General features: G+C 70.2%; 30 protein-coding genes, 1 tRNA gene and 1 pseudogene. 19 read left to right on the forward strand and 13 right to left on the reverse strand.

Features of this window, described 5'->3' with window-relative positions; translation table 11 throughout:
* Window positions 1–751, reverse strand: a pseudogene (locus FIF60_RS18745) (hypothetical protein); the annotation flags it as partial.
* A 76-nt stretch (window positions 752–827) separates the two neighbouring features.
* Window positions 828–1,670 (reverse strand): hypothetical protein, encoded by an 843-nt coding sequence (locus tag FIF60_RS18750; RefSeq protein ID WP_144299818.1) that lies wholly within the window; start codon window positions 1,668–1,670, stop codon window positions 828–830.
* Between the two features lie 74 nt (window positions 1,671–1,744).
* On the opposite strand from FIF60_RS18750, the gene FIF60_RS18755 reads away from it, so the two are divergent.
* Window positions 1,745–2,434, forward strand: a complete 690-nt coding sequence (locus FIF60_RS18755; protein WP_144299819.1) for a cytochrome b/b6 domain-containing protein — start codon at window positions 1,745–1,747, stop codon at window positions 2,432–2,434.
* 21 nt (window positions 2,435–2,455) lie between these two features.
* On the opposite strand, the gene FIF60_RS18760 is transcribed toward FIF60_RS18755, so the two are convergent.
* Entirely contained in the window at window positions 2,456–2,905 is a 450-nt protein-coding gene (locus FIF60_RS18760) for a c-type cytochrome (protein ID WP_158639300.1), read from the reverse strand.
* Window positions 2,906–3,096: 191 nt separating this feature from the next.
* Between FIF60_RS18760 and FIF60_RS18765 the strand changes: the two genes are divergently transcribed.
* Both FIF60_RS18765 and FIF60_RS18770 read left to right on the forward strand, forming a co-directional pair.
* Window positions 3,097–3,678 (forward strand): LOG family protein, encoded by a 582-nt coding sequence (locus FIF60_RS18765; RefSeq protein ID WP_144299821.1) that lies wholly within the window; start codon window positions 3,097–3,099, stop codon window positions 3,676–3,678.
* 70 nt (window positions 3,679–3,748) lie between these two features.
* A tRNA-Pro gene (locus FIF60_RS18770) sits at window positions 3,749–3,825 on the forward strand.
* Window positions 3,826–3,931: 106 nt separating this feature from the next.
* Here the strand turns inward: FIF60_RS18770 and phaR are convergent.
* On the reverse strand, window positions 3,932–4,573 hold the full coding sequence (gene phaR / locus FIF60_RS18775; protein WP_144299822.1) for a polyhydroxyalkanoate synthesis repressor PhaR: 642 nt from the start codon (window positions 4,571–4,573) through the stop codon (window positions 3,932–3,934).
* A 165-nt stretch (window positions 4,574–4,738) separates the two neighbouring features.
* On the opposite strand from phaR, the gene FIF60_RS22175 reads away from it, so the two are divergent.
* The 4 genes from FIF60_RS22175 to FIF60_RS18790 all read left to right on the forward strand — a co-directional run bounded on the left by FIF60_RS22175 (window position 4,739) and on the right by FIF60_RS18790 (window position 8,282).
* Window positions 4,739–5,275 (forward strand): hypothetical protein, encoded by a 537-nt coding sequence (locus FIF60_RS22175; protein WP_239451709.1) that lies wholly within the window; start codon window positions 4,739–4,741, stop codon window positions 5,273–5,275.
* Between the two features lie 103 nt (window positions 5,276–5,378).
* Window positions 5,379–6,326 (forward strand): alpha/beta fold hydrolase, encoded by a 948-nt coding sequence (locus tag FIF60_RS18780; protein ID WP_456305159.1) that lies wholly within the window; start codon window positions 5,379–5,381, stop codon window positions 6,324–6,326.
* Window positions 6,327–6,411: 85 nt separating this feature from the next.
* Complete coding sequence (locus FIF60_RS18785; protein ID WP_144299824.1) at window positions 6,412–7,587, forward strand: acetyl-CoA C-acetyltransferase; 1,176 nt, start codon at window positions 6,412–6,414, stop codon at window positions 7,585–7,587.
* A complete protein-coding gene (locus tag FIF60_RS18790; protein WP_144299825.1) occupies window positions 7,584–8,282 on the forward strand; it encodes a hypothetical protein in 699 nt (232 codons plus the stop codon). Before FIF60_RS18785 ends, FIF60_RS18790 begins: the two co-directional genes overlap by 4 nt.
* A 72-nt stretch (window positions 8,283–8,354) precedes the next feature.
* Here the strand turns inward: FIF60_RS18790 and FIF60_RS18795 are convergent, their stop codons facing one another.
* Window positions 8,355–9,452 (reverse strand): SMP-30/gluconolactonase/LRE family protein, encoded by a 1,098-nt coding sequence (locus tag FIF60_RS18795; protein WP_144299826.1) that lies wholly within the window; start codon window positions 9,450–9,452, stop codon window positions 8,355–8,357.
* A gap of 140 nt (window positions 9,453–9,592) precedes the next feature.
* Window positions 9,593–10,210, reverse strand: coding sequence for a hypothetical protein (locus FIF60_RS18800; RefSeq protein ID WP_144299827.1), 618 nt, complete (start codon window positions 10,208–10,210; stop codon window positions 9,593–9,595).
* 221 nt (window positions 10,211–10,431) lie between these two features.
* Between FIF60_RS18800 and phbB the strand changes: the two genes are divergently transcribed.
* The 4 genes from phbB to FIF60_RS18820 are packed head-to-tail and all read left to right on the forward strand — an operon-like array spanning window position 10,432 to window position 12,745.
* On the forward strand, window positions 10,432–11,154 hold the full coding sequence (gene phbB, locus FIF60_RS18805) for an acetoacetyl-CoA reductase (RefSeq protein ID WP_144299828.1): 723 nt from the start codon (window positions 10,432–10,434) through the stop codon (window positions 11,152–11,154).
* Between the two features lie 8 nt (window positions 11,155–11,162).
* Window positions 11,163–11,810: a YciI family protein gene (locus FIF60_RS18810; RefSeq protein WP_239451710.1), complete on the forward strand. Its 648-nt coding sequence runs from the start codon at window positions 11,163–11,165 to the stop codon at window positions 11,808–11,810.
* Window positions 11,810–12,205 carry a carboxymuconolactone decarboxylase family protein gene (locus FIF60_RS18815; RefSeq protein WP_144299830.1) on the forward strand — a complete coding sequence of 132 codons (396 nt, stop codon included), beginning with the start codon at window positions 11,810–11,812 and terminating at the stop codon, window positions 12,203–12,205. Before FIF60_RS18810 ends, FIF60_RS18815 begins: the two co-directional genes overlap by 1 nt.
* A gap of 27 nt (window positions 12,206–12,232) precedes the next feature.
* A complete protein-coding gene (locus tag FIF60_RS18820; protein WP_144299831.1) occupies window positions 12,233–12,745 on the forward strand; it encodes a hypothetical protein in 513 nt (170 codons plus the stop codon).
* Here the strand turns inward: FIF60_RS18820 and FIF60_RS18825 are convergent.
* The gene (locus FIF60_RS18825) at window positions 12,742–13,878 is read right to left on the reverse strand and encodes a patatin-like phospholipase domain-containing protein (RefSeq protein ID WP_144299832.1); all 1,137 of its coding nucleotides are present in this window, start codon (window positions 13,876–13,878) and stop codon (window positions 12,742–12,744) included. The two genes, FIF60_RS18820 and FIF60_RS18825, sit on opposite strands and share 4 nt — an antisense overlap.
* Window positions 13,879–14,013: 135 nt before the next feature.
* Here FIF60_RS18825 and FIF60_RS18830 point away from each other — a divergent pair, with 135 nt between their 5' ends.
* Both FIF60_RS18830 and yddG read left to right on the forward strand, forming a co-directional pair.
* Window positions 14,014–14,922, forward strand: coding sequence for a DMT family transporter (locus FIF60_RS18830; protein WP_204251254.1), 909 nt, complete (start codon window positions 14,014–14,016; stop codon window positions 14,920–14,922).
* Window positions 14,923–14,968: 46 nt separating this feature from the next.
* Window positions 14,969–15,817 (forward strand): aromatic amino acid exporter YddG, encoded by an 849-nt coding sequence (gene yddG, locus FIF60_RS18835; RefSeq protein ID WP_144299833.1) that lies wholly within the window; start codon window positions 14,969–14,971, stop codon window positions 15,815–15,817.
* Here yddG and FIF60_RS18840 read toward each other — a convergent pair.
* The 4 genes from FIF60_RS18840 to gloB form a co-directional block, all read right to left on the reverse strand.
* On the reverse strand, window positions 15,814–16,194 hold the full coding sequence (locus tag FIF60_RS18840; RefSeq protein ID WP_144299834.1) for a DUF3574 domain-containing protein: 381 nt from the start codon (window positions 16,192–16,194) through the stop codon (window positions 15,814–15,816). The genes yddG and FIF60_RS18840 overlap by 4 nt on opposite strands.
* Complete coding sequence (locus tag FIF60_RS18845) at window positions 16,191–16,652, reverse strand: cupin domain-containing protein (protein WP_204251255.1); 462 nt, start codon at window positions 16,650–16,652, stop codon at window positions 16,191–16,193. The genes FIF60_RS18840 and FIF60_RS18845 overlap by 4 nt, the downstream gene beginning before the upstream one ends.
* A 16-nt stretch (window positions 16,653–16,668) precedes the next feature.
* A complete protein-coding gene (locus tag FIF60_RS18850; RefSeq protein ID WP_144299843.1) occupies window positions 16,669–17,271 on the reverse strand; it encodes a glutathione S-transferase N-terminal domain-containing protein in 603 nt (200 codons plus the stop codon).
* 184 nt (window positions 17,272–17,455) lie between these two features.
* Window positions 17,456–18,187: a hydroxyacylglutathione hydrolase gene (gloB, locus tag FIF60_RS18855; RefSeq protein ID WP_144299835.1), complete on the reverse strand. Its 732-nt coding sequence runs from the start codon at window positions 18,185–18,187 to the stop codon at window positions 17,456–17,458.
* Window positions 18,188–18,192: 5 nt separating this feature from the next.
* On the opposite strand from gloB, the gene FIF60_RS18860 reads away from it, so the two are divergent.
* Together FIF60_RS18860 and araD are read left to right on the forward strand one after the other, a co-directional pair.
* The gene (locus tag FIF60_RS18860; RefSeq protein ID WP_239451711.1) at window positions 18,193–18,966 is read left to right on the forward strand and encodes a class I SAM-dependent methyltransferase; all 774 of its coding nucleotides are present in this window, start codon (window positions 18,193–18,195) and stop codon (window positions 18,964–18,966) included.
* 52 nt (window positions 18,967–19,018) lie between these two features.
* Window positions 19,019–20,758 (forward strand): L-arabinonate dehydratase, encoded by a 1,740-nt coding sequence (gene araD, locus FIF60_RS18865; RefSeq protein WP_144299836.1) that lies wholly within the window; start codon window positions 19,019–19,021, stop codon window positions 20,756–20,758.
* Here araD and FIF60_RS18870 read toward each other — a convergent pair.
* Together FIF60_RS18870 and FIF60_RS18875 are read right to left on the reverse strand one after the other, a co-directional pair.
* Complete coding sequence (locus tag FIF60_RS18870; RefSeq protein WP_144299837.1) at window positions 20,755–21,414, reverse strand: MBL fold metallo-hydrolase; 660 nt, start codon at window positions 21,412–21,414, stop codon at window positions 20,755–20,757. The two genes, araD and FIF60_RS18870, sit on opposite strands and share 4 nt — an antisense overlap.
* 25 nt (window positions 21,415–21,439) lie before the next feature.
* Window positions 21,440–22,156, reverse strand: a complete 717-nt coding sequence (locus FIF60_RS18875; protein WP_144299838.1) for a hypothetical protein — start codon at window positions 22,154–22,156, stop codon at window positions 21,440–21,442.
* A gap of 227 nt (window positions 22,157–22,383) precedes the next feature.
* Here FIF60_RS18875 and rimP point away from each other — a divergent pair, with 227 nt between their 5' ends.
* The 4 genes from rimP to FIF60_RS18895 all read left to right on the forward strand — a co-directional run.
* The gene (rimP, locus tag FIF60_RS18880) at window positions 22,384–22,929 is read left to right on the forward strand and encodes a ribosome maturation factor RimP (protein ID WP_144299839.1); all 546 of its coding nucleotides are present in this window, start codon (window positions 22,384–22,386) and stop codon (window positions 22,927–22,929) included.
* A gap of 40 nt (window positions 22,930–22,969) precedes the next feature.
* Entirely contained in the window at window positions 22,970–24,523 is a 1,554-nt protein-coding gene (nusA, locus tag FIF60_RS18885; protein WP_144299840.1) for a transcription termination factor NusA, read from the forward strand.
* 11 nt (window positions 24,524–24,534) lie between these two features.
* On the forward strand, window positions 24,535–25,212 hold the full coding sequence (locus tag FIF60_RS18890; protein ID WP_239451712.1) for an RNA-binding protein: 678 nt from the start codon (window positions 24,535–24,537) through the stop codon (window positions 25,210–25,212).
* Window positions 25,213–25,216: 4 nt separating this feature from the next.
* A partial coding sequence (locus tag FIF60_RS18895) for a translation initiation factor IF-2 associated domain-containing protein (protein ID WP_144299841.1) occupies window positions 25,217–25,456 on the forward strand: 240 nt, incomplete at its 3' end.

The following is a 25,456-nucleotide window of genomic DNA, read 5'->3' on the forward strand; positions in this document are numbered from 1 at the left end:
CGGCGACCTGGGCGGCAGGCGCTGCGGCAGGCTGCGGCGACGGCTGGGGCGAGGCCGGCGGTGCTGGCTCGATTGCCTGCACCGGCGCGGAAGCCGCCTGCGGTGTGGGCATTGCCTGCGGAGTGGGCGCTGCCTGCGGAGTGGGCGGGGGCGGGGCGGGGGCCTGGAGCACGCGCAGCTCTCCTTGCGTGTCGCGCGGCGCGAGCAGCGCCAGGGGGGCCGCCGCCTGGCCCTGCGCTGGCTGGCCGGCCACATTGCGCTCCGGCTCCGGAACGACCAGCACCACCGTGCTCGCCGCCTCGGTCACGCTGCCGTCGCTGTTGCGGGCGCGAAGCGAGAGTTCCCGCCCGCCCGGCCGAAGCGGCGTGGCGGAGACGAAGACCCATTCGCCGCGCCGGTCCGCCCGGGCTCGGCCGATCTCGACCTCGCCGTCGAAGATGATGATCTCGGCGTCGGGCGCGGCGCGCCCGGCAAGCACCGCGACGCCACGGACGCCGATGCGAACGATGTCGAAGCTCGGGCGGACCGGAGCTGCCGCCTGTGGGGGGGCGGGCGGCGCAGGCGGGGCGGCGGTCTGCGGCGGCGGTGGCGGGGGGAGGGCTGCCTGCGTGGTCGCCGGTGGAGGGGCGGGAGGCGCCTCTCGGCTCGTCATCGGCGGAGCCACGGGCTCGGACGCCATTTCCTCGCGCGCGATCCACACCGCCGAGCCGGCGATGATCAGTCCGAGCACGCCAACCAGAACGAAACGCATCGACGCTTGTCTTTCACCGAGGCCGGCCCCGTGACACCGGCGCGACAGGATACACCAGAAGCGGACGGAGGGCGCGCTACCCTCCACGCCCACCGAGCCATGCGAGCAGGACGAGAGGGCTGCCCGCCCCGAGCACCGCCAGTGCCGCGCCCAGCGGATGGGCCTGTCCGAGCCCCAGGAGGCGGGCGGCCATCGGTGCGAGGGCCAGCCCGGCCAGCGGCGCGGCAGAGGCGAGCCACACGGGCACGGCCCGCTGCGCGAGCCCCGCGGCCACGGCGATGCCGGCGATCGCGGAAGCCAGGGCGAAGCTGCCGGCGAGCCCGGTGCCCGAGCCCGCGAGCACTGCCCCCGCAAGCACCGCGCCGAGACCGGCAGCAGCCGCAGCGAGCGCGAGCCCCGGGAACAGCGTGGCACTTCCCGCGAGATGCAGGCCGGCGGCGAGCAGGGCGCAGGCTGCCGCAGCCGAGGCGCAAGCCGTGAGGCCCGCCCTGCCCGGAACGAGCTGCCACAGCGGCACCGCGAAGGCAACGAGCACCGGCAGAGCCTCGGCGGCGATGCGGGCGAGGTCGGGCAGCGCGCGCGGTGCGCCAAGCATGAACCACGCCCCCGCGGCCGCCGCGAGGCCCGACACCGCAGCGAGCGCCGCGCCGCGAAGGCCGAGCATGTCGCCCGCGAGCCCAAGCGTCGTGGCGGCAAGCACGAGCCAGGGAAGCCGCTCCGGCAGCATCCTCGGCGTCACCATGCGCACGCCGAAAACCAGGAACAGCGCGACGAGGAGCCCCGACGCGGCGGCGAGCCCCGCCTGGCGGCGTCGGCCCAGCGCTGCGAGCAGCAGGCTCGCGGCGACCGAGGCGGCGAAGGCGATCGCCGGGGGCTGCCAGTCCGCCGCGATCCAGGCCTCGGGGAGGATCGGCCTCACGAAATTGGCCGCACGCGCCGGGAGTTGCCATACTGGCTGCGGCGCGGCGCGGCCGCGGAACAAGGGAGCACTGGATGGGTGAGGGCCGAGCGGCGCCGGGGCACAGCGCGGAGCTGCGCGAGGTGCTTGTCTGGGACCTGCCGACGCGGATCTTCCACTGGTCTCTCGTCCTCCTGCTGATCGGCTCGGTCGTCACTGTCAACCTGCACGAGATGGCGCTGCACGCCCTCTGCGGCTACGCCATCCTGACGCTGGTGGTCTGGCGACTCCTCTGGGGCCTGCTCGGCAGCGAGAATGCCCGCTTCGTTCACTTCGTGAAGGGACCGCGCGGGGTGGTTGGCCATCTCGGCCACATGCTCCGCCGCAGCCCCGACCGCGAGGCGGGCCACAACGCCCTCGGCGGCTGGGCCGTGCTCGCGCTGCTTCTGCTGGTCGGCGCGCAGGCGGTGACCGGCCTCTTCGCCAATGACGACGTCCTGTTCCGCGGCCCGCTGTTCCGCTTCGTCGGCAAGGCGATGTCGGACCGCATCACCTCGTGGCACTACACGATCAAGGACGTGCTGATTGTCATGGTCTGCCTGCACATCGCTGCGGCGCTGTTCTACCGCTTCGTCCTGCGGCACCGGCTGGTGGAGGCGATGGTGACGGGACGGAAGGCGCTGCCGCGCGATGCGTCGCCTCCCGCCCTTGCCGGGCCGCTCCGGGCGCTGCTGCTTCTAGGGCTGTCGGCGGCGGCCGTCCGCGGCGTCGTCACCCTTGCTTGAGGCCAGGTGCCGATCGCTGCGTCAGCGCCTCTGGCGATAGGGACGATGGCACGCGAGGCACGCCTGGCCGGTCGCGTCGAGGGCGCTGCCGAGGGTCCGCGCATCGCCGCCTTCGGCCGCGGCGAGAAGCGCCTGCGCCTGGGTCTCGAAGGTGTCGGCCGCGCGCTCGAATCCTGCCCGATCCGACCAGATCGTGGGGAGGGCACGGGTGTCGCCGCGATCGCTTCCGGGGGGGAAAAGCGTCCTGATCCGCGGCGCGTGCTCGGCGATGGCGCGCGCGGGCGCGACCGCGCCGGCCACGGGCTGGCGCGTCTGCAGGATCCGCTGGATCTGCTCCATGTTCTGCTCCATGGCCTTGAACCCGTCCTTGCGTTCGGCGATCACCTCGGCCTGGGCGAATGCGAGTGGAACGGCGACGATGGCGGCGGCGGCGCCGAGCATCAGTCGGCCGGTCATGGCAGGAAAGCGCATGCTGTCTCGAACCCTCTTGAACGATCGCTCCTTGGTGCGGTTCGCCGGCCGGGCCGGCCCCGCGGCGGAACGATACAGGCTGCACTGCGCGACTCGCTCTCGCGGCATGCCACCGATCCATCCGTCTTGTCGATGATGCGCATCCGTCTCGCCGATGCAAACCCGCGGCTGGCGACGGGCGGGGGGCGCTGATGGGCAGGTTCGGCGCCGTCGCCGTGTTCTGCGGCTCGCGTTTCGGACATGACCCGCGCCATCGCGAGGCAGCGGTCACCCTCGGCCGCGCGTTCGCCGGGGCCGGCATCCGGCTCGTCTATGGCGGCGGGCGCGTCGGGCTGATGGGCGTGCTGGCGGATGCCTGCCTCGATGCTGGTGGCGCGGTCACCGGCGTGATCCCGACCTTCCTGCATCGCCGCGAGGTCGCGCATGCCCGTGTCACGGAGCTGATCGAGACCGCGACGATGCATGCGCGCAAGATGATCATGGCCGAGCGGGCGGATGCCTTCGTGATGCTTCCCGGCGGGCTCGGCACGCTCGACGAGACGATCGAGATCATCACCTGGCGGCAGCTCGGCCTGCACGACAAGCCGATCATCCTCTGCGACGTCGCAGGCTCTGCCGCGCCGCTCATTGGCGCCATCGAGGCGGCGATGGCGATGGGCTTCGCTGCCGCTGACACGCCCCGGCTCTACGCCGTGGCGGAGGGGGCCGAGGCCGTGCTGCCGCTGCTCGCGACGCTCGCGCCAGGCAGCCATACGGAAGCCGACCTGACCTGAGCGGGCGGCGCTTGCCGAAGGCGGAGCCCGGTCCTATACAGCGCCCCTGCTTCCCTTGGGGCGCTTCTGCCGGAGTGTAGCTCAGCCTGGTAGAGCACTGTGTTCGGGACGCAGGGGCCGGAGGTTCGAATCCTCTCACTCCGACCAACCGACGAGACGCCCCGAGGGCATCCGGGCGGGTACCGCGAGGTGCCCGCCCGGTTCGTCTTCCGCCCCGTTGGCTGTCAGGCTTGGCGCTGTCAGGACCGGCGCTTCAGCGCGCCTGCTTGCCCATCTTCGCCAACTCGGCCCTCAGGATCTCGAGCTCGGCCTTCAGCGCGGCGAGCTGGGCCGTCTCGTCCTGCGTCGGCGGCGTGCCGGGCTCGCCCGACCCCGGCTGGCCCTGGCCGCGATAGAAGGGCGCGAACAGCGAGAACGCACGCTCCATCATCGCCATGTTCTGCTTGCTGACTTCTTCCATCGAGAAGGGGAAGAAGCCTTCCATCGTCTGCTGCATCGCCCGGCGCATCTGTTCCTGCTGCCGCGCGAAGGCCGACATCGACTGTTCGAGATACCTCGGGACGAGGCCCTGGAGGCTGTCGCCATAGAAGCTGATGAGCTGGCGCAGGAAGCCGATCGGCAGGAGGTTCGAGCCCTTCGCCTCCTCCTCGACGATGATCTGCGTCAGCACCTGGCGGGTGATGTCGTCGCCGCTCTTGGCGTCGTAGACGACGAACTCGCGGCCGTCCTTCACCATCTGCGCGAGGTGGTCGAGCGTGACGTAGGAGGAGGCCTCGGTGTTGTAGAGGCGGCGGTTGGCGTACTTCTTCACCACCACGGGGTGGCTGGGTGTCGGCGTCTCGGCCGTGCCGTCCTCGGGGGGTGCGTTTCCGGTGGCGCGGGCAGGATCGGCCATGCTGGGTCCCCGTTTCCTCGTATATTGCTGCACTGCATGCTAGCACGCCCGCAAGGATGCAGCGCATTATTCTCGACCCGGCAACGGCGGTGCGGCAATGCCCGGGCCGGGGTTCCGCGTTGACAGCGTCGCGCGTAGGCTTCGGCCCCGCGATGGGCGAGGGGTATGGACGGCAGCAAGGGCAGCGAGGGCAATGCGCCGGGTGGCGAGGCGCCCGGACACAGCCGGGGAACCCCGCCGGGCAGCGGCGCACCCCTGGCCGCGGAGGAGCTTGCCCGGCTCGCGCGCGACTGGATCGAGCTCTGGCAGAGCGAACTGACCGCGCTGGCCGCAGATCCCGAGACGGCGGAAACCTGGGCGCGACTGGCCTCTCTCTGGGCCGGCGCGGCGGCCGCCGGCCTCGGCCTCATGCCCCGAGGCGTGGGCGATGACCGCTTCGCCGCCGCCCCCTGGCTCTGGACCCATCCCGGGGCACATCCCGCCTGGCCCGCTCAGGCGCCGCGGCCCGCGCCCGCTGCTTCTGCACCTTCTCCTGGCGGGGTGGCGCCAGACCGCGGTGCAGAGCGCGGCATTGAGCGCCTTCTCGAACGCGTTCTCGACCGGCTCGACGGCATCGAGCAGCGGATCGCGGAGCTGGAGCAGCGCCGAGGCGGCGGAGCGGGCGGCCCGGATCGCAAGCGGCCTCGCCGCGGCGGGGCTTGACCCCGGCGCACTGCCCACCGCCGTTCTGGCCGAGCTGACGCGGCAGGACGCCGCCTTCATCTCCGGCATCGCCGCGTATCGCCGCCATCCCTATGTACGGAGCTTGGCCGACCCTCCCCCCCTCTGGGCGGAGGGCGGATCGCGGCTTCTCGACTATGGCGCCACCGCGCCTGGCCGCGCCGCCGGCGGGGCGACGCTTCTCGTCGTTCCCTCCCTCGTCAACCGCGCCTATGTGCTCGACCTCACCGAGGAGGCGAGCTTCCTGCGATACCTTGCAGCGCGCGGCCATCGCCCGCTGCTGCTCGACTGGGGCTGGCCGGGCGAGGCCGAGCGCGGCTTCGGGCTCACCGACGTGATCGCCGGCCGGCTCGAGCGCGCGCTTGCGGCCTCCGCGGCCATCGCCGGCGGGCCTGTCGTTCTCGCGGGCTACTGCATGGGCGGGCTCCTCGCGCTCGCCGCTGCGCTGCGGCGTCCCGAGCTCGTGCGCGGCTTCGCAGCACTTGCCACACCCTGGGACTTCCATGCCGGCGACCCCGACCGGGCGCGCACGGCGGCGATGCTGCTTCCCCTCCTCGAACCGGCCATGGCGTTTCACGACGCCGTTCCCGTCGATGGCCTGCAGATCCTGTTCACAGCCCTCGACCCGTTCGGGATCGCCGCGAAGTTCCGCGCCTTCGGCCGGCTCGCGCAGGACAGCGCCCGCGCACGGCTGTTCGTGGCGCTCGAGGACTGGCTGGCCGACGGCGTGCCGTTGGCCGCCCCGGTCGCGCGCGAATGCATCGGCGGCTGGTACGGGCGGAACGAGCCCGGGCGGCTTGCCTGGTCCGTCGCCGGCATGACGGTCGACCCCCGTGCGCTTGCCATGCCCGCCTTCGTCGCCGTGCCTGGGCGCGACAGGATCGTTCCGCCGGAGAGCGCACGCCCCCTCGGCGGGCTGATCGAGGGCGCGGTGCTGCACGAGCCCGCGGCAGGGCATATCGGCATGGTTGCCGGTTCGGGCGCCGAGGCGGCGCTGTGGCGGCCCTTCGCCGCCTGGCTTGCAGGGCTGTAGCCGGCGCGCTTGTGCGCCGCGGCGGAGCCGGGGCACTCTGCCCCCCAAGGAACGCCACTCCAGTCAGAAGAGAAGGGACCGCACGATGACCGATGTCGTGATCGCCTCCGCTGCCCGCACGCCTGTCGGCGCCTTCAATGGCGCCTTCGCGGGCCTTCCCGCCCACACCCTCGGCGCCGCAGCGATCAAGGGTGCGCTCGAGCGAGCGAAGGTCTCCGCCGAGGAGGTGGACGAGGTGGTGATGGGCCAGATCCTCGCCGCGGGCGCCGGGCAGAACCCCGCCCGCCAGGCGGCGATGGCAGCCGGCGTGCCGCAGGAGCGCACGGCCTACGGCATCAACCAGCTCTGCGGCTCGGGGCTTCGCACCGTCGCGCTCGGCTACCAGGCGATCAAGACCGGCGATGCCTCGATCGTCGTCGCCGGCGGCATGGAGAGCATGACCCAGGCGCCGCACTGCGCACAGCTTCGCGCCGGCGTGAAGATGGGCGACTTCGCGATGGTCGACACGATGATCAAGGACGGGCTGTGGGACGCCTTCAACGGCTACCATATGGGCTCGACCGCCGAGAACGTCGCCCGGCAGTGGCAGATCACCCGCGAGCAGCAGGACGAGTTCGCCGTCGCGAGCCAGCGCAAGGCCGGCGAGGCGATGAAGTCCGGCCGCTTCAAGGACGAGATCGTTCCGGTAACGGTGAAGGGACGGAAGGGCGACGTGGTCGTCGAGAACGACGAGTATCCGAAGCCCGAGACGTCGCTCGAGATCCTCGCCAAGCTTCGCCCGGCCTTTGCGAAGGACGGGTCCGTCACGGCAGGAAACGCCTCGGGCATCAATGACGGTGCCGCCGCCGTGGTGCTGATGAGCGCGGCGGAGGCAGCCAAGCGCGGCATCACGCCGATGGCGAGGATCGTCTCCTGGGCGACGGTCGGCGTCGACCCGGCGATCATGGGCTCGGGCCCGATCCCTGCCTCGCGGCTTGCGCTGAAGAAGGCCGGCTGGAAGGTCGAGGATCTCGACCTGATCGAGGCGAACGAGGCCTTTGCCGCGCAGGCCTGCGCCGTGAACAAGGATCTCGGCTGGGACCCTGCGAAGGTGAACGTGAACGGCGGAGCGATCGCGCTCGGCCACCCGATCGGCGCATCGGGCGCGCGCGTGCTGAACACGCTTCTGTTCGAGATGGCCCGCCGCGGCGCGAAGAAGGGGCTCGCCACCCTCTGCATCGGCGGGGGCATGGGCATTGCCATGTGCGTCGAGCGGGGGTGAGCGGCAGCACCTTGCGCCGCGGCCTCATAGCCGCGGCGCTCGCCGCGCTCCTCGCCGGTCCCGCGGCCGGGCAGGAGCCTCGCACGGTAAGGATCCCGCCCGCGGAGGCAACGGCCGGCGCCCGCCTCACGGGCACGCTGCACGGCGACCGCGACGTGCGCTACCTCGTCACCGCCGAGGCAGGCCAGCGCATCGCCGTGTCGCTCGAGGCGACCAACCGCAGCGCCTACATGAACGTCAGCCTCGCCGGTGCCGCCGAGGCGCTGCATGTCGGCTCGATGAGCGGCGATCGTTTCCAGGGCGTTGCGCCGGCGAGCGGCGAGTACGCAATTCTCGTCTACCTCATGCGCAACGCTGCGCGGCGGAACGAGACCTCACGCTACACACTGACGGTGGAAGTCGGCGGTGGTGCGGCGCGGCGGCCCGATGCGACGGGCGAGATCCCTTGCGCTGGCGAGGCCGGGCAGCCCTCGCGCGCCTGTGCCTTCGCTGTGCGCCGCGAGGGGGCGGGGAAGGCGACGGTCACGGTCACGCTGCCGAGCGGGGCGGCGCGGCAGATCACGTTCGAAGGTGGCAAGCCCGTGCGGTCGGATGCCGCGGCGGCTGTGGCGCACGAGATGTCGGCCGATTTGTTTCTGATTCGCATCGGTGTCGAGCGGTTCGAGATCCCCGAGGCGGTGATCACCGGCGGGTGACGGCGGCGCACCCCCTCGCCCTGTCCCTCTCCCCCGAAGCGGAGGAGAGGGACCGCGGGGGAACGGGCACCCTCAGCAGAAATGCGCGCCGCGCGTTTCCACCATCACGGTGTAGAGGCTCTGGCTCGCCGTCATGAACAGGCGGTTCCGCCGTGCCCCGCCGAAGCAGACGTTCGAGCAGATCTCGGGAAGCCTGATCTGGCCGATGCGGTCGCCGTTCGGGGCGAAGATGTGCACCCCGTCATAGCCGTCGCCCACCCAGCCGGCTGACGACCAGACATTGCCGTCCTCGTCGACGCGGATGCCGTCCGCGAAGCCGGCCTTCCCGTCGAGCGTCATGTCGGCGAAGGTGCGGGGGTTCTGCACCCGCCCGCCCTCGACGACGTCGTAGACCCAGATGATGTTCTTCGCCTGCTCGTAGTGGCTTTTCCCGGTGTCGGCCACGTAGAGGCGGCGATAGTCGGGGCTGAAGGCGAGACCGTTCGGCTTGAACGGATCGTCGGCCACCTTGGTCACGCTGCCTGACTGCGCGTCGATGCGCCACACCGCCTCCTTCTGGAACGGGCGGGGGCTTTCGGCCGATTGCCGGACGCGCTCGCCCTCGTAGTCCATCAGCGCGCCGTAGCCGGGGTCCGTGAACCAGATCGAGCCGTCCTGGGGGTGGACGACGCCATCGTTCGGAGCATTGAACGGTCCGTCAGGCGAACGGTCTGCCAGCACGGTGGTGCTGCCGTTCGGCTCGTAGCGAACCACGTCGCGGTTGAAGTGCCGGAAGGCGATCTGCCGCCCCTCGCGGTCGAAGGTGTTGCCGTTCGAGAAGCCGGAGGGGGAGCGGAAGCGGCGGCTGACCTTCATGTCCTCCTCGGTGAGCCTCAGCGCCTCGTTCGCCGGGATGTCCGACCACACGAGGAACCGGCCCGTCGCGTGCCAGGCCGGCCCCTCGGCCCAGCCCATGCCCGTGTGCAGGCGCTGGATCGCCGTGTTGCCGAGTTTCGCGCGGAAGCGCTTCGGGTCGATCGAGACGATGTCCGGGTCAGGGTAGCGCGTGGGCGCCGCATCCGGCCCGTAGCTGCGCTGGGCGGATGCGGGGCCGGCAATGGCGCCGGCCGCGGCGAGACTCGCGGCGGACAGGAAGGCGCGCCGCGAGGGGGCGGTGAGGGATGTGCTCATGCGTTTCTCTCCCATGCTGGGCGGAAGGCACGAGGAGGTGTCCGCCCAGCCGGGATGCTGCCACAGCCGCAGGTGGCAGAGTGAGAAGAGTCTTGCCCGCGCGCATCGTTCCGAGAGCGCCACGGGCGGCTTGCCAGGGCTCAGCGATGCGCCACGATCGGCGGCGGGCCTTCCATGATCCGCTGCGGCGAGTAGCGGCAATCGACGGTCGGGTTGATCGCGTTGAACAGGCCCGCCGGATTGTCGCGGAACAGCCAGACATGCAGGTCGTAGTGATGCAGCTCGCGCGGCATCAGCGGCTCGTGCCCTTCCATCGGCCCATCGAAGGGCTGATCGAGAAGGCTCGGCCGCTCGGAAACACCGGTTGCCAGCGGCACGAACCATTCTGCACCAACGAGCTCCAGCCTGCCCTCGCTGTCCGGCTCGTAGAGCAGGATCTGCGGCTTCGCCGGATCGATGACCGGCCCGATCAGCCCCGGGTTGAGGAAATGGATCCCCATTCCGCCTTCCGGGTACACCACGCACCCGACGGTCGAGAAATACCCGTCCCTGACCGCCACGAACGGGTCGCGGTACTTCGCGAGCGCTTCGCGAAGCTCCGCAAGGGCGGCCGGCGGCGCGGCGGCTGGCTGGGGCCGTGCGTCCGGCCGATGCGCTGCGGCCTCCCCGGCGCCAAGCGCGATCAGGCCGGCGATCAGGCCGGACCGGAGGAGCCCCGCGAGCCCGGGGCGGGGGGAGGCAAGGTCGTCGCGTTCCATGGTCGTCTCCGTCTGCGGCGCGGCCCATGCCGCGCGTTCGTTGCGCCGACACAATGGCGAGATCGGCTTTCCGCGCCCATCGCCGGACCCTTCCGGAACTTTCCGGAAGCTGCCGGAGGCGAGGTGCGCCGAACCCCTTGTGATCCGGCGCGCCACGCGCGAGGCTTGGGTCCTGAGCGCTGCAAAGGCGCCGCTCTGCACATCAGGGAGGATCGGGTCACATGGCACGCGTCGCATTGGTCACCGGGGGAACGCGCGGGATCGGAGCCGGCATCTCGAAGGCGCTGAAGGCCCAGGGGCGCACCGTGGTCGCCTCCTATGCCGGCAATGACGAGGCCGCGAAGGCCTTCGCCGCCGAGACGGGCTGCAAGGTCTACAAGTTCGACGCGGCCGATTTCGAGGCCTGCAAGGAGGCGGTGGCGACGATCGAGACCGAGGTCGGGCCGATCGAGATCCTCGTCAACAACGCCGGCATCACGCGCGACGGAACCCTCAAGAGGATGACGCGCGAGATGTGGGACGCCGTGATCGATACGAATCTCGGCTCCTGCTACAACCTCTGCAAGCTGGTGTGGGAGGGCATGTCTTCGCGCAAGTTCGGCCGCATCGTGAACATCGGCTCGATCAACGGCCAGGCCGGCCAGTACGGCCAGGTGAACTACGCCGCCGCGAAATCCGGCATCCACGGGTTCACGAAGGCGCTCGCCCAGGAAGGCGCGCGGGGCGGCATCACGGTGAACGCCATCGCGCCGGGGTACATCGACACCGACATGGTCCGCGCCGTGCCGCCCGACGTGCTCGAGAAGATCGTCGCCAAGATCCCCGTCGGACGCCTCGGCACGGTGGAGGACATCGCCCGAGGCGTGGCGTTCCTGACCGCCGACGACGCGACCTTCATCACCGGCTCGACGCTGTCGATCAACGGCGGCCAGCACATGTATTGAGCCCGGCCGTGGCCTTAGCCCTCCTCGCCTTCGACGGAAGCGACAGCGGCGCGGCCGCACGCCGCTCCGCCGCGCGCCAGGCGCATCTCGACCTGATCACCGCGATGGCCGAGGATGGGCGCCTCGCCCTCGGCGCGCCGCTGTTCGACAACGCCGGCCGGATCGTCGGCTCGCTGATGGTTCTTTCGGGCGATGACCCATCGGTCGTCGATGCCTATCTCGCGGCCGAGCCCTTCGCCACCGAGGGCGTGTGGGTGCGCCACGAGGTGCATCCGTTCCGCATCGCCGCGCTGCCGTATCGGCCGCTGACCGTGCCCGGCGCGCCGCCACCGGCGGAGCGGACGCACACCGTCATCGTCGCCTGGGACGGGCGGGATGACGGCGCGCTCGACCGCCGCCTGGCCGTGCGAGAGGCGCATTTCGCCCGCGTCCGCCCGCATGCCGAGAGCGGCATGCTCGCCTTCGGCGGCGCGATTCTCGATGACGCCGGGAAGATGGTCGGCTCCATCGCGGTGATCCGCGCGGCCGATGACGGCTCGGCACGGTCCTGGATGGCGGACGACCCCTACGTCTCCGGCGACGTCTGGCGCGACGTCACGCTCTACGGCACACGCTTCGCGGGGCTTCCCTATCGCCCGCTTCCGGGAGCCGCGTGATGCCGAAGCTCATCCAGTACGACGAGGCGCCGGACGAGGTTCGCGCCGTCTATGACGAGATCAAGGCTGCTCGGAACATTCCGGATGTGACGAATTTCTGGAAGGCGATCGCCAACCATCCGCCGACGCTCCGGCGCATCTGGGACGACATGCGCGAGGTGATGGGCCCCGGCGCGCTCGACCCGCTGACCAAGGAACTCGTCTTCCTCGCGGCCGCCATGGCGCATGGCTGCGAGTACTGCACCGCGAGCCACGCCGCGTCGGCCAAGGCGAAGGGGATGAGCCGCGAGATGCTCGGCGAGGTTCTGGCAATCGTCGCGCTGTCTGCTCAGACGCATGTCCTGGCCGACACATGGCGCGTGCCGCTTGACCCGTTCTACGAGCGGCAGCCCTAGCGGCTCGCAGCGCCTGGCCCGCACAGCGTGCAGGAGGTCGTTTCCGAGATCATCGCCTGGGCCTGGGCGAGGCACCACAACGAGTGGAGCTGGTACATCCGGCCGGTGCTGCTTCTGCCGTTCTGCTGGTTTGCCTGGCGGCGCAGCCTTGCCGGGATCATGCTCTCCCTCGTCGCGCTCGTAACCAGCATGGCCTGGTTTCCCGCCCCCGAAGTCCCGTCGCCGATGGCGCTCGAACTCCTCGCTGCGGAGAAGGCCTACCTTCTCGCGCCCTGGTCATTCGGCAAGGTGGCGATGGCGCTGCTCATCCCGTTCAGCTTCGCGGCCCTTGCCCTGGCGTTCTGGCATCGCTCGCCCGGATGGGGACTCGTGGTCATCAACACGATGGTCCTCGCCAAGATCCTCTGGACCGTCGTCGTGTTCACGCCGGAAGGCGCGCTCTACCATCTCGTGCCCGCCTTCCTCGGCGTCGCGGTCTGCAACGTCGTTCTCATCGGCGCCTGGGCGATGATCCGCCGCGCCCGGCGCCGCGGCGGCTAGACCCGCCGAGGCGCGAGCGCTGCCCAGGCGGCGAGGGCTTCGGTGGCGGTGCGGTGGCCGATATCGGGGTGCCCGGTCGTGCGCTGCATGCGCACCGGCTCGTTCGGTACCTGGCCGGAGAGCCAGCGCTGGCCGAGACGCTCGATGATCGCGACTTCGGACTGCAGCACCGCATCCATGTCGAGCTTCGCGAGAACCGCGTGGGGCGGGTCGGTCGTCGTCGGGCCGGGCATCGGGTTCAGCCGCACGACGGGGCCGTCGGTGATGGCATCGCGCGCATTGGTGGGAAGCGCGCCGCCGAGCATCACATGCGCGTGGAAGGGGGCGCCGTTCGCCGGCTCCTTCAGGATCGCGCGCAGCATCATGCCAACCTCCGCACCGAGGCGGCGGAGCTTCAGCCCGACATCGTCGCTCGAGGGCGGCAGGGGCTTGTCGGGCGCGAGCACGTTGGCGGTGCCGAGCGAGAGAAGCGCGATCTCGTCGGCCCGCCAGCCATAGGTCAGCGCCTCGACGACGGCGACCGCCGCGGGACAGTTCCAGCCGGCGATGGCGCCGTCCCAGCAATTGCCCGCGCGCGTGCGCGCGACGTCGTCGAAGTAGAGAACCGGTGCGTTCGAGGAGGCGTGGATCGCCTCGGCGAGCGTGATGGAAGGCAGCCGTGGCGCGTCTGCCGGCTCGATCGGCGCGGCCGGGGCGTTGAGGTCCGAGCGGAACAGGATGCCCTTCTCGCTCTCGACGCCATAGGCCGCGATGATCACGTGCGGCAGCTTGCGCCCGCGGTTGCCGATGCGCGAGGCGACCTCGGGCAGGGCCATGTCCGTCGGGCCCAGGATGGCGCGCAGGCCGGCGAGCTTGCCCTCGCAGCGGTACCGCGCCGGCCAGTTCCCGCCTCCAGCGAAGATCTGCCGCCTGCGCGCCTCGTCGCGGAACAGCTCCATCAGCTCGGCAAGCGTGATGTCCATCAGCAGCCCGCCGAGCACCAGGCTGCCACCGGAGTTGGATGCCGCAAGGTCGAACTCGGCGAGCACGTCGTGCCCGCGCGTGTGCGCGCCATAGGCCTGGATCAGCGACCATACCTCGAGCATCGCCCACGCGCCGCCGCCGTCGAGGGAGAGGATCCTGTACCGCGCCATGATCTTGTTCCTGTCCCGGATCGGTCCGTTGTCGTTTCGCCTATCCTGCGCGCGCGGGGCTTCCGAACGCAATCGGGCACATCGAGCGCAATCGCCGCCATGGGCCGCCGCGCCGAAGGATGGTAGGCCTCGGCCATGACGATGCCGAAGCCGCAGAGGATGGATGGCGCAGCCGCGCTGATGCTCGGTGCGCTCGCCTGCCTCTGGGGCGGAACCTATGTTTTCGCGGGCTTCGCGCTGAGGGAAGTGACGCCCCTCACACTGGTCATGACGCGCCTTCTCGTCGCGGCGGTGCTCCTGCACGCCGTCCGCATCGCCTCGGGCGTGCCGCTGAGGCCCTCTCTCTGGCCGCGGCTCGCGGTGATGGCGCTGCTGAACAACGCCGTTCCGTTCTGCCTGATCTTTTGGGCGCAGACGCGCATCTCCGTCGGCCTCGCTTCGATCCTGAATGCGGCCACGCCCGTGCTCGGCGTGATCGTGGCCCATCTCTGCCGCCAGGAGGCGCTGACGGGAAACCGCGTCGGCGGCGTCGTCGCGGGCTTCGCCGGTGTGGCCGTTCTCGTCGGCCCGTCCGCGCTCGCCGGCGCGGGGGACTGGCTCGCTGAAGGCGCCTGCCTACTCGCCGCGCTGTTCTATGCGTTCTCCGGCGCCTACGCCCGCGCGGCACTTGGCGGCATCGCCCCGCTGGCGCTGGCGTCAGGCCAGCTCACCGCCTCCGGCCTCATGGTCGCGCCCGTGGCGCTGCTCGTCGAAGCGCCATGGACGCTGCCGATGCCGTCGCCCGCCGTGCTCGCCGCCGTGGCGGGGCTGTCGGTGTTCTCGACGGCGCTCGCCTACATCCTGTTCTTCCGGATCCTCGCCCGCGCCGGCGCCACGAACCTCCTTCTCGTGACCTTCCTCATCCCCGTCGTCGCGGTGCTGCTGGGCGTCCTCCTGCTCGGCGAGGATCTGCTGCTGCGACACCTCGCGGGCTTCGTGCTGATCGCCGCGGGCCTCGCCGCGATCGATGGCCGGCTTCTCGGGCGGCTTTTCGGACGACCTTGACGGCGGGGCCGCGGCGCGCGAGAGGCCGCGGCGAAAGGACACGCCCATGTCGCCCGCCCTGCGCGCGACCGCCATCGGCTCGGTGGCCGTCGCGCTGTGGTCCTCGCTCGCCGTGCTAACCGTGCTGGCGGGGCCCATTCCGCCGTTCCAGCTCGTCGCCATGACCTTCGCGATCGGCGGGGCCGCAGGGCTCGTGGCGGTCGCGCTGCGGGGCTCCCGGGTGTGGCAGCCCGTGCCGATCGGGGCCTGGGCGCTCTCGGTCGCCGGCTTGTTCGGCTACCACGCGCTCTACTTCGCCGCCTTCGCGCTCGCGCCCGCGGTCGAGGTCAACCTCGTGAACTATCTGTGGCCGCTGCTGATCGTCCTGTTCGCCGGGCTGATCGGCGGCTTGCGGCTGCACGCGCGGCACCTCGCGGGCGCCGCGCTGGGCTTCGGCGGCTGCGTGCTCGCGATCGGCTCGGGGGCGGGGTTTGCCCTGGACAACCTCGCCGGCTACCTCTGCGCCCTCGGGGCCGCCTTCACCTGGGCGATCTATTCGGTGCTGAACCGGCGCTTCGGGACGGTGCCATCGGACGCCGTTGCGGGGTTCTGCATCGCCACCGCGCTGCTTGCCGTCCCCGCCCATCTCGCCTTCGAGACGACGGTGCGGCCCGATGCCGGCACGCTCGCGCTGGTCCTTGCGATGGGGCTCGGCCCCGTCGGCCTCGCCTTCTATGCGTGGGACCACGGCACCAAGCATGGCGATCTCCGCCTGCTCGGCGTGCTGTCCTATCTCACGCCGGTGCTCTCGACTCTGTGGCTCGTTCTCGCCGGCCGCGCTCCGCTCGCGCCGACGCTTCTGATCGCCTGCGCACTCGTGGCGGGAGGGGCGCTGCTGGCGGCCAGGACGCGTTAGAAGCGCGCTTCCGCCGGTGTCTCGACGCGCAGGACCGATTGCTGACCGAAGCGCCGCGTATAGGCGTCGGCGATCTCGTGCACCATCGCCCGTCGCGCGGGCGTGTGCAGAAGCACGAGCACGGCGGTTCGCTCGCGCACCGTCTCGCCTGTCGCGGTGTCGCGCCAGTGCCCCGTGGCGTCGAGAAGCGTGAACCCCTCGGGCGCGCGCGGCAGCACCTCCTCCTCGATGAAGCGTGCGAGCGCTGCATCGTCGACCATGCCGCCGCCTGGCATGCTGCGGCCCAGATAGAGCATCGACTGAAAGTGGGCGGCTTGCGGGGCTGCGCAGGCGGCAAGCGCGAGCGCGGAGAGAAGTGCGGCGCGCCGCGCGATCATCGCCGCCCGGCCTCGCGCGGCACGGGCCGCCAGTCGGGCGGGGCGAGCTCAAACCCCTCGAAGTGGAAGGCGGGGCTCACCGTGCAGCCGACGAGCGTCCATCGTCCGAGGCTTGCCGCGGTCTGCCACCAGCGTGCCGGAACGATCCGCTGTGGCAACTGTCCGGCGCCGAGATCGGGTCCGAGATGCTGCGCCTCGGCGTCATGGCCGTCCGGCGAGAGGGTGAGCACGAGCGGCGCGCCGCCGTGCCAGTGCCAGAGTTCGGCGGCATCGACGCGGTGCCAGTGCGAGTGTTCCTCACCCTTGAGCAGGAACAGGATCGCGGTGCCGGCGCCCCGCGACCCGTCCGCCGGCGCATCCCGCCAGGTCTCGCGATACCAGCCGCCCTCGGGGTGCCGCGCGAGGCCGAGCGCGGCGATCACCGCGTCGGCGCTCGTTGCCGGGTCGCGCAGGTCCATCGCCGCGGCCGGACGGTCAGCCGACCGGGGCGGTGTCGGCCAGAGCCTTGTGCTTCGCGACGCTCTCGTACCAGGTCGCGAGCTTCGGGTGCCCCTCGCGCCACGCATCGGCCGCGAAGCGGAAATCGAGGTAGCCGAGCGCGCAGGCGACGCCGAGCGAGCCGAGGGTCAGCGGCCCCGATAGGGCATCGACCTCGCGCTCGAGCAGGTCGAGCGCGCGGGAGACGGCCGCCTTGTGGCGCGCCATCACCGCGTCGCGCGCCTCCTCCTTCGGCCTCTGGCTCTCGCCGCGGCAGGCGACGGCGGCATCCATGATGCCGTCGCCGATCGCCTGCTGGCGCAGCGCCTTGAGGCGAGCCGGCCCGGCATCGGGCAGGAGCGTCGGCGCATCGCCCACCGTGTCGAGATACTCGCAGATCACGGGGCTGTCGAAGTAGGCGACGCCATCCTCGCCCAGCAGCGTCGGCACCTTCGAGAGCGGGTTCAGCTTGAGGAGTTCCTCTGGCGAGACGTGCGGATTGGTCGGCACCTTCTCGATGCGGCCATCGATGCCGCGGGCGATCGCGCAGGCCATCACCTTCCGCACATACGGACTCGCGGGCGAGTAGGAGAGCTTCATCACCGTGGGCATTTCCTTGTTGTTGGGGTCAGCGAGGGTCAGAGGCCGTTTGGGACTTCGTTGCCGTGAGTCGTATGGCGCGGGGTCCGAGAACCGGCGCGCAGCGGCCTCGAGGGCCGTGAGCACCGGAAGCGCAGGAAATCGATGCCAAGCGGCTGCGGCAGTAGTATTGGCGGATGGTCTCTCAGCGGAAATCGTCCTTGGCCGTCCGCAGCTTCGCCAGCGTGGCGACGTCGGGGGCGCGGAGGAACGGGTTGGCGGCGAACTCGTCCCCGAGCAGGGCCGGAAGCGTCGGCTCGCCGGAGGCGCGGTCAGCCTCCGCCTGGGCCATGCGCGCCTTGAGCGCGGCGTTGTCCGGGTCAACCGAGAGGGCGAAACGCCCGTTCGACAGCGTGTATTCGTGGCCGCAGGCGACGCGCGTCTCGGGAGGCATCACCGCGAACTTCCGGAGCGAGGCGTACATCTCCTCCGGCGTGCCCTCGAGCAGCCTGCCGCAGCCGAGGCTGAACAGCGTGTCGCCGCAGAGCAGGATCGCCTCGGCCGGGAAGTGGAACGAGATGTGCCCGCGCGTGTGCCCCGGCGTGTCGAGCACCACCGCCGTGGCATTGCCCACGGCCACGCGGTCCCCCTCCTTCAGGCCACGGTCGAGCGCGGGGAGGCGGTGCGCGTCCGCCGACGCACCGAGAACGGCCGCGCCATGGGCCGCCTTGAGCGCCGCGACGCCGCCCACATGGTCGCCATGGTGGTGGGTGAGAAGAATGAGGTCGAGCCCGCAGCCGCGGGCGGCCAGCACCTTCTCGACCGGTTCCGCCTCTCCCGGGTCGACGATCGCGACCGTGTTGGTGCCCGGGTCGCGCAGCAGCCAGGCGTAATTGTCGGAGAGGCAGGCAATGGGGGTCAGTTCGAGCGTCTGCATGGGCCATGAGTAGCACCGGGGGGCTGGCCGGCCAACGCCGTGCTAACCTCACGCCCATGCATGTGCCTGGACACGAGATCGCCCAGCTCCGCCGGTTCTACGCAAGCCCCCTCGGGCACCTGGCAACGCGCATGCTGCGTGCCCGGCTCTCCGCGCTCTGGCCGATCCGGCCGGGCTCCTCCCTGCTCGGGCTCGGCTACCCGATGCCGTATCTCCGCATCTGGAAGGCGCCGGGCGATCGGACGGCCGCCTGCACCTATGCGGGGATGGGCGCGCAGCGCTGGCCTCGCCATCGCGCCGGCCTCGCCACCGTGGCGGAGGAGGACCGGCTTCCCTTCCCCGACCTCGCGTTCGACCGCGTGCTGATGGTGCATGCGCTCGAGCATGCCGAGAACGCGCGGCGGGCGCTGCGCGAGGCCTGGCGCGTCCTGAAGGACGATGGACATCTCCTCGTCGTCGTTCCCTCCCGCACAGGCTGGTGGGCCTATGCGGAGAGCACGCCCTTCGGCCACGGCCACCCCTACTCGCAGGGGCAGATCGAGCGGCTTCTCGGCTCGGTGATGCTTCGCGTGGTGCGGCGCGACGTCGCCTTGTTCGCCCCGCCGCTGCCGTGGCGGGCGGTTCTGCGCGGCGCCGGAGCGTGGGAGCGTGCCGGGCGCCGCTTCGCCCCACGCCTCGGCGGCGTCGTGCTGATCGAGGCGGTGAAGGACATGTACGCCGCCATCCCGGCCGGAGAGGCGGCTCCGGCACGGCGGATGGTGGTCGGCGCGGAAGGCTGACACGGCCGCTGGGTGTGATACATCAGGAGCGAGGGAACGGAGGAAGCGCCTGATGACCGACGCGACGCGACGGAAGCAACCGCATGAGCTGCGCAGCCACCGCTGGTTTGGCGTCGATGACCTGCGCAGCTTCGGCCACCGCTCGCGGCTCCTGCAGATGGGCCTGTCGGAGGAGGATTTCCGCGGCCGGCCCATCATCGGCATCATCAACACCTGGTCCGAGCTGAGCCCCTGCCACATCCACTTCCGCACGCGGGCGGAGGAGGTGAAGCGCGGCGTTCTGCAGGCGGGCGGCTTCCCGGTGGAACTGCCGGCGCATCCGGTGACCGAGCAGTACATGAAGCCGAGCTCGATGCTGTACCGGAACCTCCTCGCGATGGAGACGGAGGAGCTTGCACGCAGCCAACCCTGCGACGGGCTCGTGCTGCTGGGCGGCTGCGACAAGACGCCGCCCGGGCTCGTGATGGGAGCGATCAGCGCGGGCCTTCCCTTCGCCTTCGTGCCGGCGGGGCCCATGCTGCGCGGCAACTGGCGCGGCAACACGCTCGGCTCAGGCTCCGACGTGTGGAAGTACCATGCCGAGCTGCGCGCGGGGAACATCACGCCGGCGCAATGGAAGGACATGGAGGGCGGGATCGCGCGGAGTTTCGGCACGTGCATGACCGCTGGCACGGCTGCGACGATGATGCTGGCTGTGGAGGCGCTCGGATTCACCCTTCCCGGCGCCTCCTCGATCCCGGCGGCGGACGCCGGGCACCCGCGCATGGCGACCGCGACGGGTCGGCGCATCGTCGAGATGGTGTGGGAGGACCTGACGCCCGCGCGGATGCTGAGCCAGGGAAGCATCGACAATTCCGTCGCCGCCGCGATGGCCTTCGGCGGCTCGACCAACGCGATCCCTCACCTGATCGCGGTTGCGCGCCGCGCGGGGCTCATGCTCGACCTCGAGCGGTTCGACGAGATCGCGCGGCGCGTGCCGCTGATCGCCGATCTCCGACCGAACGGCAACACGTACCTGATGGAGGATTTCCACTACGCCGGCGGAAGCCGCGCCTTCCTCAACCGCATCGCGCCCTTCCTCGACCTCTCTGCAGGAACGATCACAGGCAGGACGATCGGCGAGGACATCGAAGGCGCGGAGGTGTTCGACGACCGGGTGATCCGCCCGCTGAACGACCCTCTCCAGCCCGAGAGCGGCATGGCGATGCTGCGCGGCTCGCTCGCGCCGAACGGTGCGGTGATCAAGACCGCCGCGGCCGACCCGAAGCTTCTCGTCCATACCGGCCCGGCCGTGGTGTTCGAGGACTATGCCGACCTCAAGAAGCGGCTCGACGACCCCGCGCTCGACGTCACGCCCGACAGCGTGCTCGTGCTCAAGCGCGGCGGGCCGAAGGGCGGCCCAGGCTTCCCCGAGTGGGGCATGCTGCCTCTGCCGAAGAAGCTTCTCGAGAAGGGCGTGCGCGACATGGTGCGCATCTCGGATGCGCGCATGTCCGGCACGAGCTACGGCACCTGCGTGCTGCATGTCGCACCCGAGGCGGAGGTTGGCGGCCCGCTCGCCTTCGTGCGTGACGGCGACCTGATCAGCCTCGACGTGCCGAACAGGAAGCTCGATCTCCTGGTTGACGATGCGGAACTGGAACGTCGCCGCGCCGCATGGACCGCGCCCGCGCCGCGCTACGCCCGCGGCTGGACGAAGCTCTACATCGAGAACGTCACGCAGGCAGACGAGGGCTGCGACGTGCGGTTCCTCGAGGGGACGGAGGCGACGCCGGAGCCCGATATCTATTAGGGCAGCGGCCCGGCGCGGTCACCGACGAAGGGGTTCGCGCGCCGCTCGGCGCCGAAGCTCGAGCCGGGCCCGTGGCCGCAGAGGAAGGCAATGTCGTCGCCCAGAGGGAAAAGCTTGGTGCGGATCGCCTTCACCAGCGCCGGCCCGTCGCCATAGGGAAAATCCGTCCGCCCGATCGAGCCCTGGAACAGAACGTCGCCCACGATCGCGACCTTCCCCGGAACGTCGACGAACACCATGTGGCCCGGCGTGTGGCCGGGGCAGTGGAACACCGCGAAGTCCCGCCCGGCGATCGGGAGCGTTTCGCCTTCCTCGAGCCACCTATCGGGCGTGACGGCCTCGGCGTCGGGGATGCCGAAGCGGAGGCCCGATTGCGGCAGCTCGTCGAGCAGGAACTTGTCCGCGATGCCAGGCCCGACGATCGGCACGCCGCCGAGCAGCCGCTTGAGCAGCGCCGCCCCGCCCGCATGGTCGATATGCCCGTGGGTGAGCAGGATGTGCTCGACCTGAACCTCGTGCTCGGCGATGCGGTCGGCCACCCATTCGGCGTCGCCGCCCGGGTCGATGACCGCGCCGCGCTTCGTCTCGGGGTCCCACAGGATGGCGCAGTTCTGCTGCAGTGGCGTGACGGGGACGATGGCGGCTTTCAGGGGCATATCTCTCGATCTCTATCCGGAACGATCAGGGGCGTGAGGCCAGTGGAGCGACAATCCGTTCACTCCGTTTAGCCAATATCATTTGGGCCGTCTCATACGCGTCCGGGTACTCTTCCGCACCCCAGAGAAGGAACGTAGCGTTGTTCAATGCTTTGGGCATTTCTGCTTCATCCACCACGGATGCTTCGCGCCGGGCGTATGGATAAAGCAGCGCAACACGTGCATATAAGTAAGCTGCTCGTGCCAAAGCAGTGTCTCTGGTTGCTTCAAGAAATGAGTCATCTTTGTCAGAGTTCACGTGTGAAATCCAATTTGATCGAACGATTTGATAGTCGTGAATAATGTCAGAAAGAATATTTTGAATGACAGTATTATCTTCAGCAGTGAGCATCTTTTCAAGAGATGCTAGCGTTTGTTGATTTATTTCTGGAATGACGCCGTTTTTTGGATATGGTTTCTCAAGGTGTTTCGGATACGTCTTCGGTCTGGCTGACTTATATGTCTCAGCATGTGCTCCAATCCATTCCATTACGTCGGCTAACGCTAATGGCAGCATCGCTCGGGCCGCTGTGTAACGCGCACGATTGCGTTCCCGTTCGTGCTGGGCGGCCTGTTCGATCTGCCTACGCATCATTCGTACGGTCCAGTAAGCTGCTCCGAGCGCGATAAGCGCAGCGATCAGCGTCTGCCATTCCTTGAGGAAGGCGTAGATCCAATTCACGTCGATTTCGCGGAAGTTCATCTCGTCAACCATTGGATGACCGAATCGGGACCGAAGGAGTTTAGCTAGCTTCGGGGCCTTCATGAGTCAGCATTGGAGCAGCGAGTTTCTCTGCCGTTCGTGCTAGCCGCCTCGGCAACTGGTGCCCCAACGCCCTTGCAATCGCGGTGCCGGAGGCGTATGTCAGCCGTCGATCCAACATCTTCCACGCTGATGGGGGGTGGCCTTCGCGGGCCGCCTTTTTTGTTTTGGCTGAAAGCCTTGCACCCGATCTCGCCCATACGCTGCCGCGCCACGAAGGGGTGGAGGCGCGCGTGCTCGCGCTCATCGCGCCCTCGATCCTGGCGATGGGCTACGAGATCGTCCGCGTCCGGCTCTCCGGCAAGGAACGGCCGACGCTTCAGATCATGGCCGACAGGACGGACGAGGCGCCCATCGGCGTCGACGATTGCGAGGCGATCAGCCGCTCCGTCTCCGCCATCCTCGATGTCGAGGACCCCATCAAGTCGGCCTACGTGCTCGAGGTCAGCTCGCCAGGCATCGACCGGCCGCTGACGCGGGCGAAGGATTGGACGCGCTGGGCCGGGCACCTCGCCCGCGTCGAGATGGCCGTCCCGCTCGACGGGCGGAAGCGGTTCACCGGCACCGTGCTCGGGCTCGATGGCGCGGCCGGCAGGCTCCGCCTCGAGGACGGCACGGAGGTATCGCTGCCGCTCGATGCCGTCCGATCCGCCAGGCTCGTGCTCACCGATGCGCTGATCGAGGCCACGCGGCCCGGACAGCCCAAGAACTGAACTCGCGAACTGAACCCGACAAGGACCAAGGACCAGCCCCATGGACATCGCCATCGCAAGACCCGAGTTGCTTCAGGTCGCCGATGCCGTCGCGCGCGAGAAGTCGATCGACCGCGACGAGGTGCTCGAGGCGATGGAGCAGGCCATCCAGAAGGCCGGCCGCGCCAAGTACGGCCATGAGAAGGACATCCGCGCGACGATCGACCGCAAGACAGGCGAGGTGAAGCTCTCGCGCTGGACCGAGGTGGTCGAGACCGTCGAGAACGAGGCGACGCAGATCCCCTACGCGATCGCGCAGAAGATCAAGCCAGGCCTCGGCATCGGCGAGTTCATCGTCGACCCGCTTCCGCCGATCGATTTCGGGCGGATCGCTGCGCAGACGGCCAAGCAGGTGATCGTCCAGCGCGTGCGCGAGTACGAGCGCAAGCGCCAGTTCAACGAGTACAAGGATCGCGTCGGCGAGATCGTCAACGGCATCGTCAAGCGCACCGAGTACGGCAACCTGATGGTCGATCTCGGCCGGGCCGAGGCGCTTCTCCGCCGCGACGAGCTGATCCCGCGCGAGAGCTTCCGGAACGGCGACCGCGTGCGCGCCTACATCTACGACGTGCGCGAGGAGATGCGGGGCCCGCAGATCTTCCTCTCGCGCACGCATCCGAACTTTGTCGCCCGCCTGTTCGCGCAGGAAGTGCCCGAGATCTACGACGGCATCATCGAGATCAAGGCGGTCGCGCGCGACCCCGGCTCGCGCGCCAAGATGGCGGTGCTCTCCCACGACAGCTCGATCGACCCCGTCGGCGCGTGCGTCGGCATGCGCGGCTCGCGCGTGCAGGCGGTGGTGCAGGAGATCCAGGGCGAGAAGATCGACATCATCCCCTGGTCTGCCGACCCGGCGACCTTCGTCGTCAACGCGCTCGCCCCGGCCGAGGTGAGCAAGGTGGTTCTCGACGAGGAAGGCCGGCGCATCGAGGTCGTGGTGCCGGACGACCAGCTCTCGCTCGCCATCGGCCGCCGCGGCCAGAACGTCCGCCTCGCCTCCCAGCTCACCCGCTGGGACATCGACATCATGACGGAGGCCGAGGAGAGCGAGCGTCGTCAGGAGGAGTTCCGCCGGCGCTCCGCCCTGTTCGTCGAGGCGCTCGACGTCGATGACGTCATCGCCGGCCTTCTCGTCACCGAGGGGTTCACAACGGTCGAGGAGATGGTTCTCGTGCCGCTCGAGGAGCTCGCCGAGATCGAGGGCTTCGACGAGGCGATCGCGACCGAGCTCAAGCGCCGCGCCGAGGCCTTCATCTCCGACCGTGACGCCAAGCTCACCGCCCGCTTCCAGGAGCTCGGCGTGACCGACGAGGTTGCCGCGCTCGAGACCTTCAACCCCGCCATGCTGGTCAAGCTCGGCGAGAAGGGGGTGAAGACGCTCGACGACCTGGCCGACCTCGCCTCGGACGAGCTGATCGAGATCCTCGGCGCCGACGCGATGGACGAGGAGACGGCGAACGCCGTGATCATGGCGGCCCGCGCGCACTGGTTCGAGGGCGAGGATGCCGCGCCCCAGGCCCAGAGCGAGGGCGAGGCGGCCGGGGAGCAGGGCTGAGGGTCGATTTGATGGGGTCTCCGCTCGCGATGGCCGGGGAGGCGGAGCTCGAGGACGGCGACGTCCGCGGCCCGCTGCGCCGCTGCCTCGTCACCCGCCGGGTGCAGCCGAAGGAGGGGATGATCCGCTTCGTCCTTTCCCCCGACGGAACGGTGGTGCCTGACCTTGCCGCAAGGCTGCCCGGCCGGGGAATGTGGTTGAGCGCGGGGGCCGCTGTGCTAGAAGAAGCGCGCGCGAAGCGCCTGTTCTCGCGTGCCGCCAGGGCGGAAGCGCGCGTGCCGGAAGGCCTTGGTGCCGCGGTCGTTGCGGGGCTCGAGCGTCGCGTGGCCGATACGCTGGGCCTCGCCCGTCGTGCCGGCCAGGCGGTGTGCGGCTTCGTCAAGGCCAAGGAGTGGGTCGTGGCCGGGCGTGCCGCGCTGGTGCTTACGGCGCGTGACGGCGCGGCCGATGGGCGGCGGAAGCTCCTGGCCGGAAGCACGGTCAGGGCGATCGCGCCGCTCGATGCCGCCACGCTCGGTGCCGCCTTCGGCCGCGAGCATGTGGTTCATGTGGCCCTCGCCCCGGGCAGGCTGGCAGATCTGGTGCTGGCCGAGGCGGGCAGGCTGGCCGGAATGCGTGGCGACGATGCCGCCTCCGGCGACGATGATGGAACGAATGACGACTTCAGGACTTGGGACGGGACCGGCTGAACGCATGAGTGACACGAACGAGCAGGACGCGGCCAAGGGCAGGCTCAGCTTGAGCCGGGGCCGGCTTGAGCTCGGCAAGACCGTCGATGCAGGCTCGGTCCGGCAGAGCTTCAGCCACGGCCGCAGCAAGGTCGTGCAGGTCGAGGTGGTGAAGAAGCGCGTGCTGCCCCAGGCGGCACCCGCAGCCCCGGCCGCGCGCGCCCCTGCCGCTGCGCCCGCACCGGCTGCCCCCGCCGCGGCCTCG

Origin of the sequence: Elioraea rosea (assembly GCF_007644105.1) — a bacterium.
GTDB lineage: Bacteria > Pseudomonadota > Alphaproteobacteria > Acetobacterales > Acetobacteraceae > Elioraea_A > Elioraea_A rosea.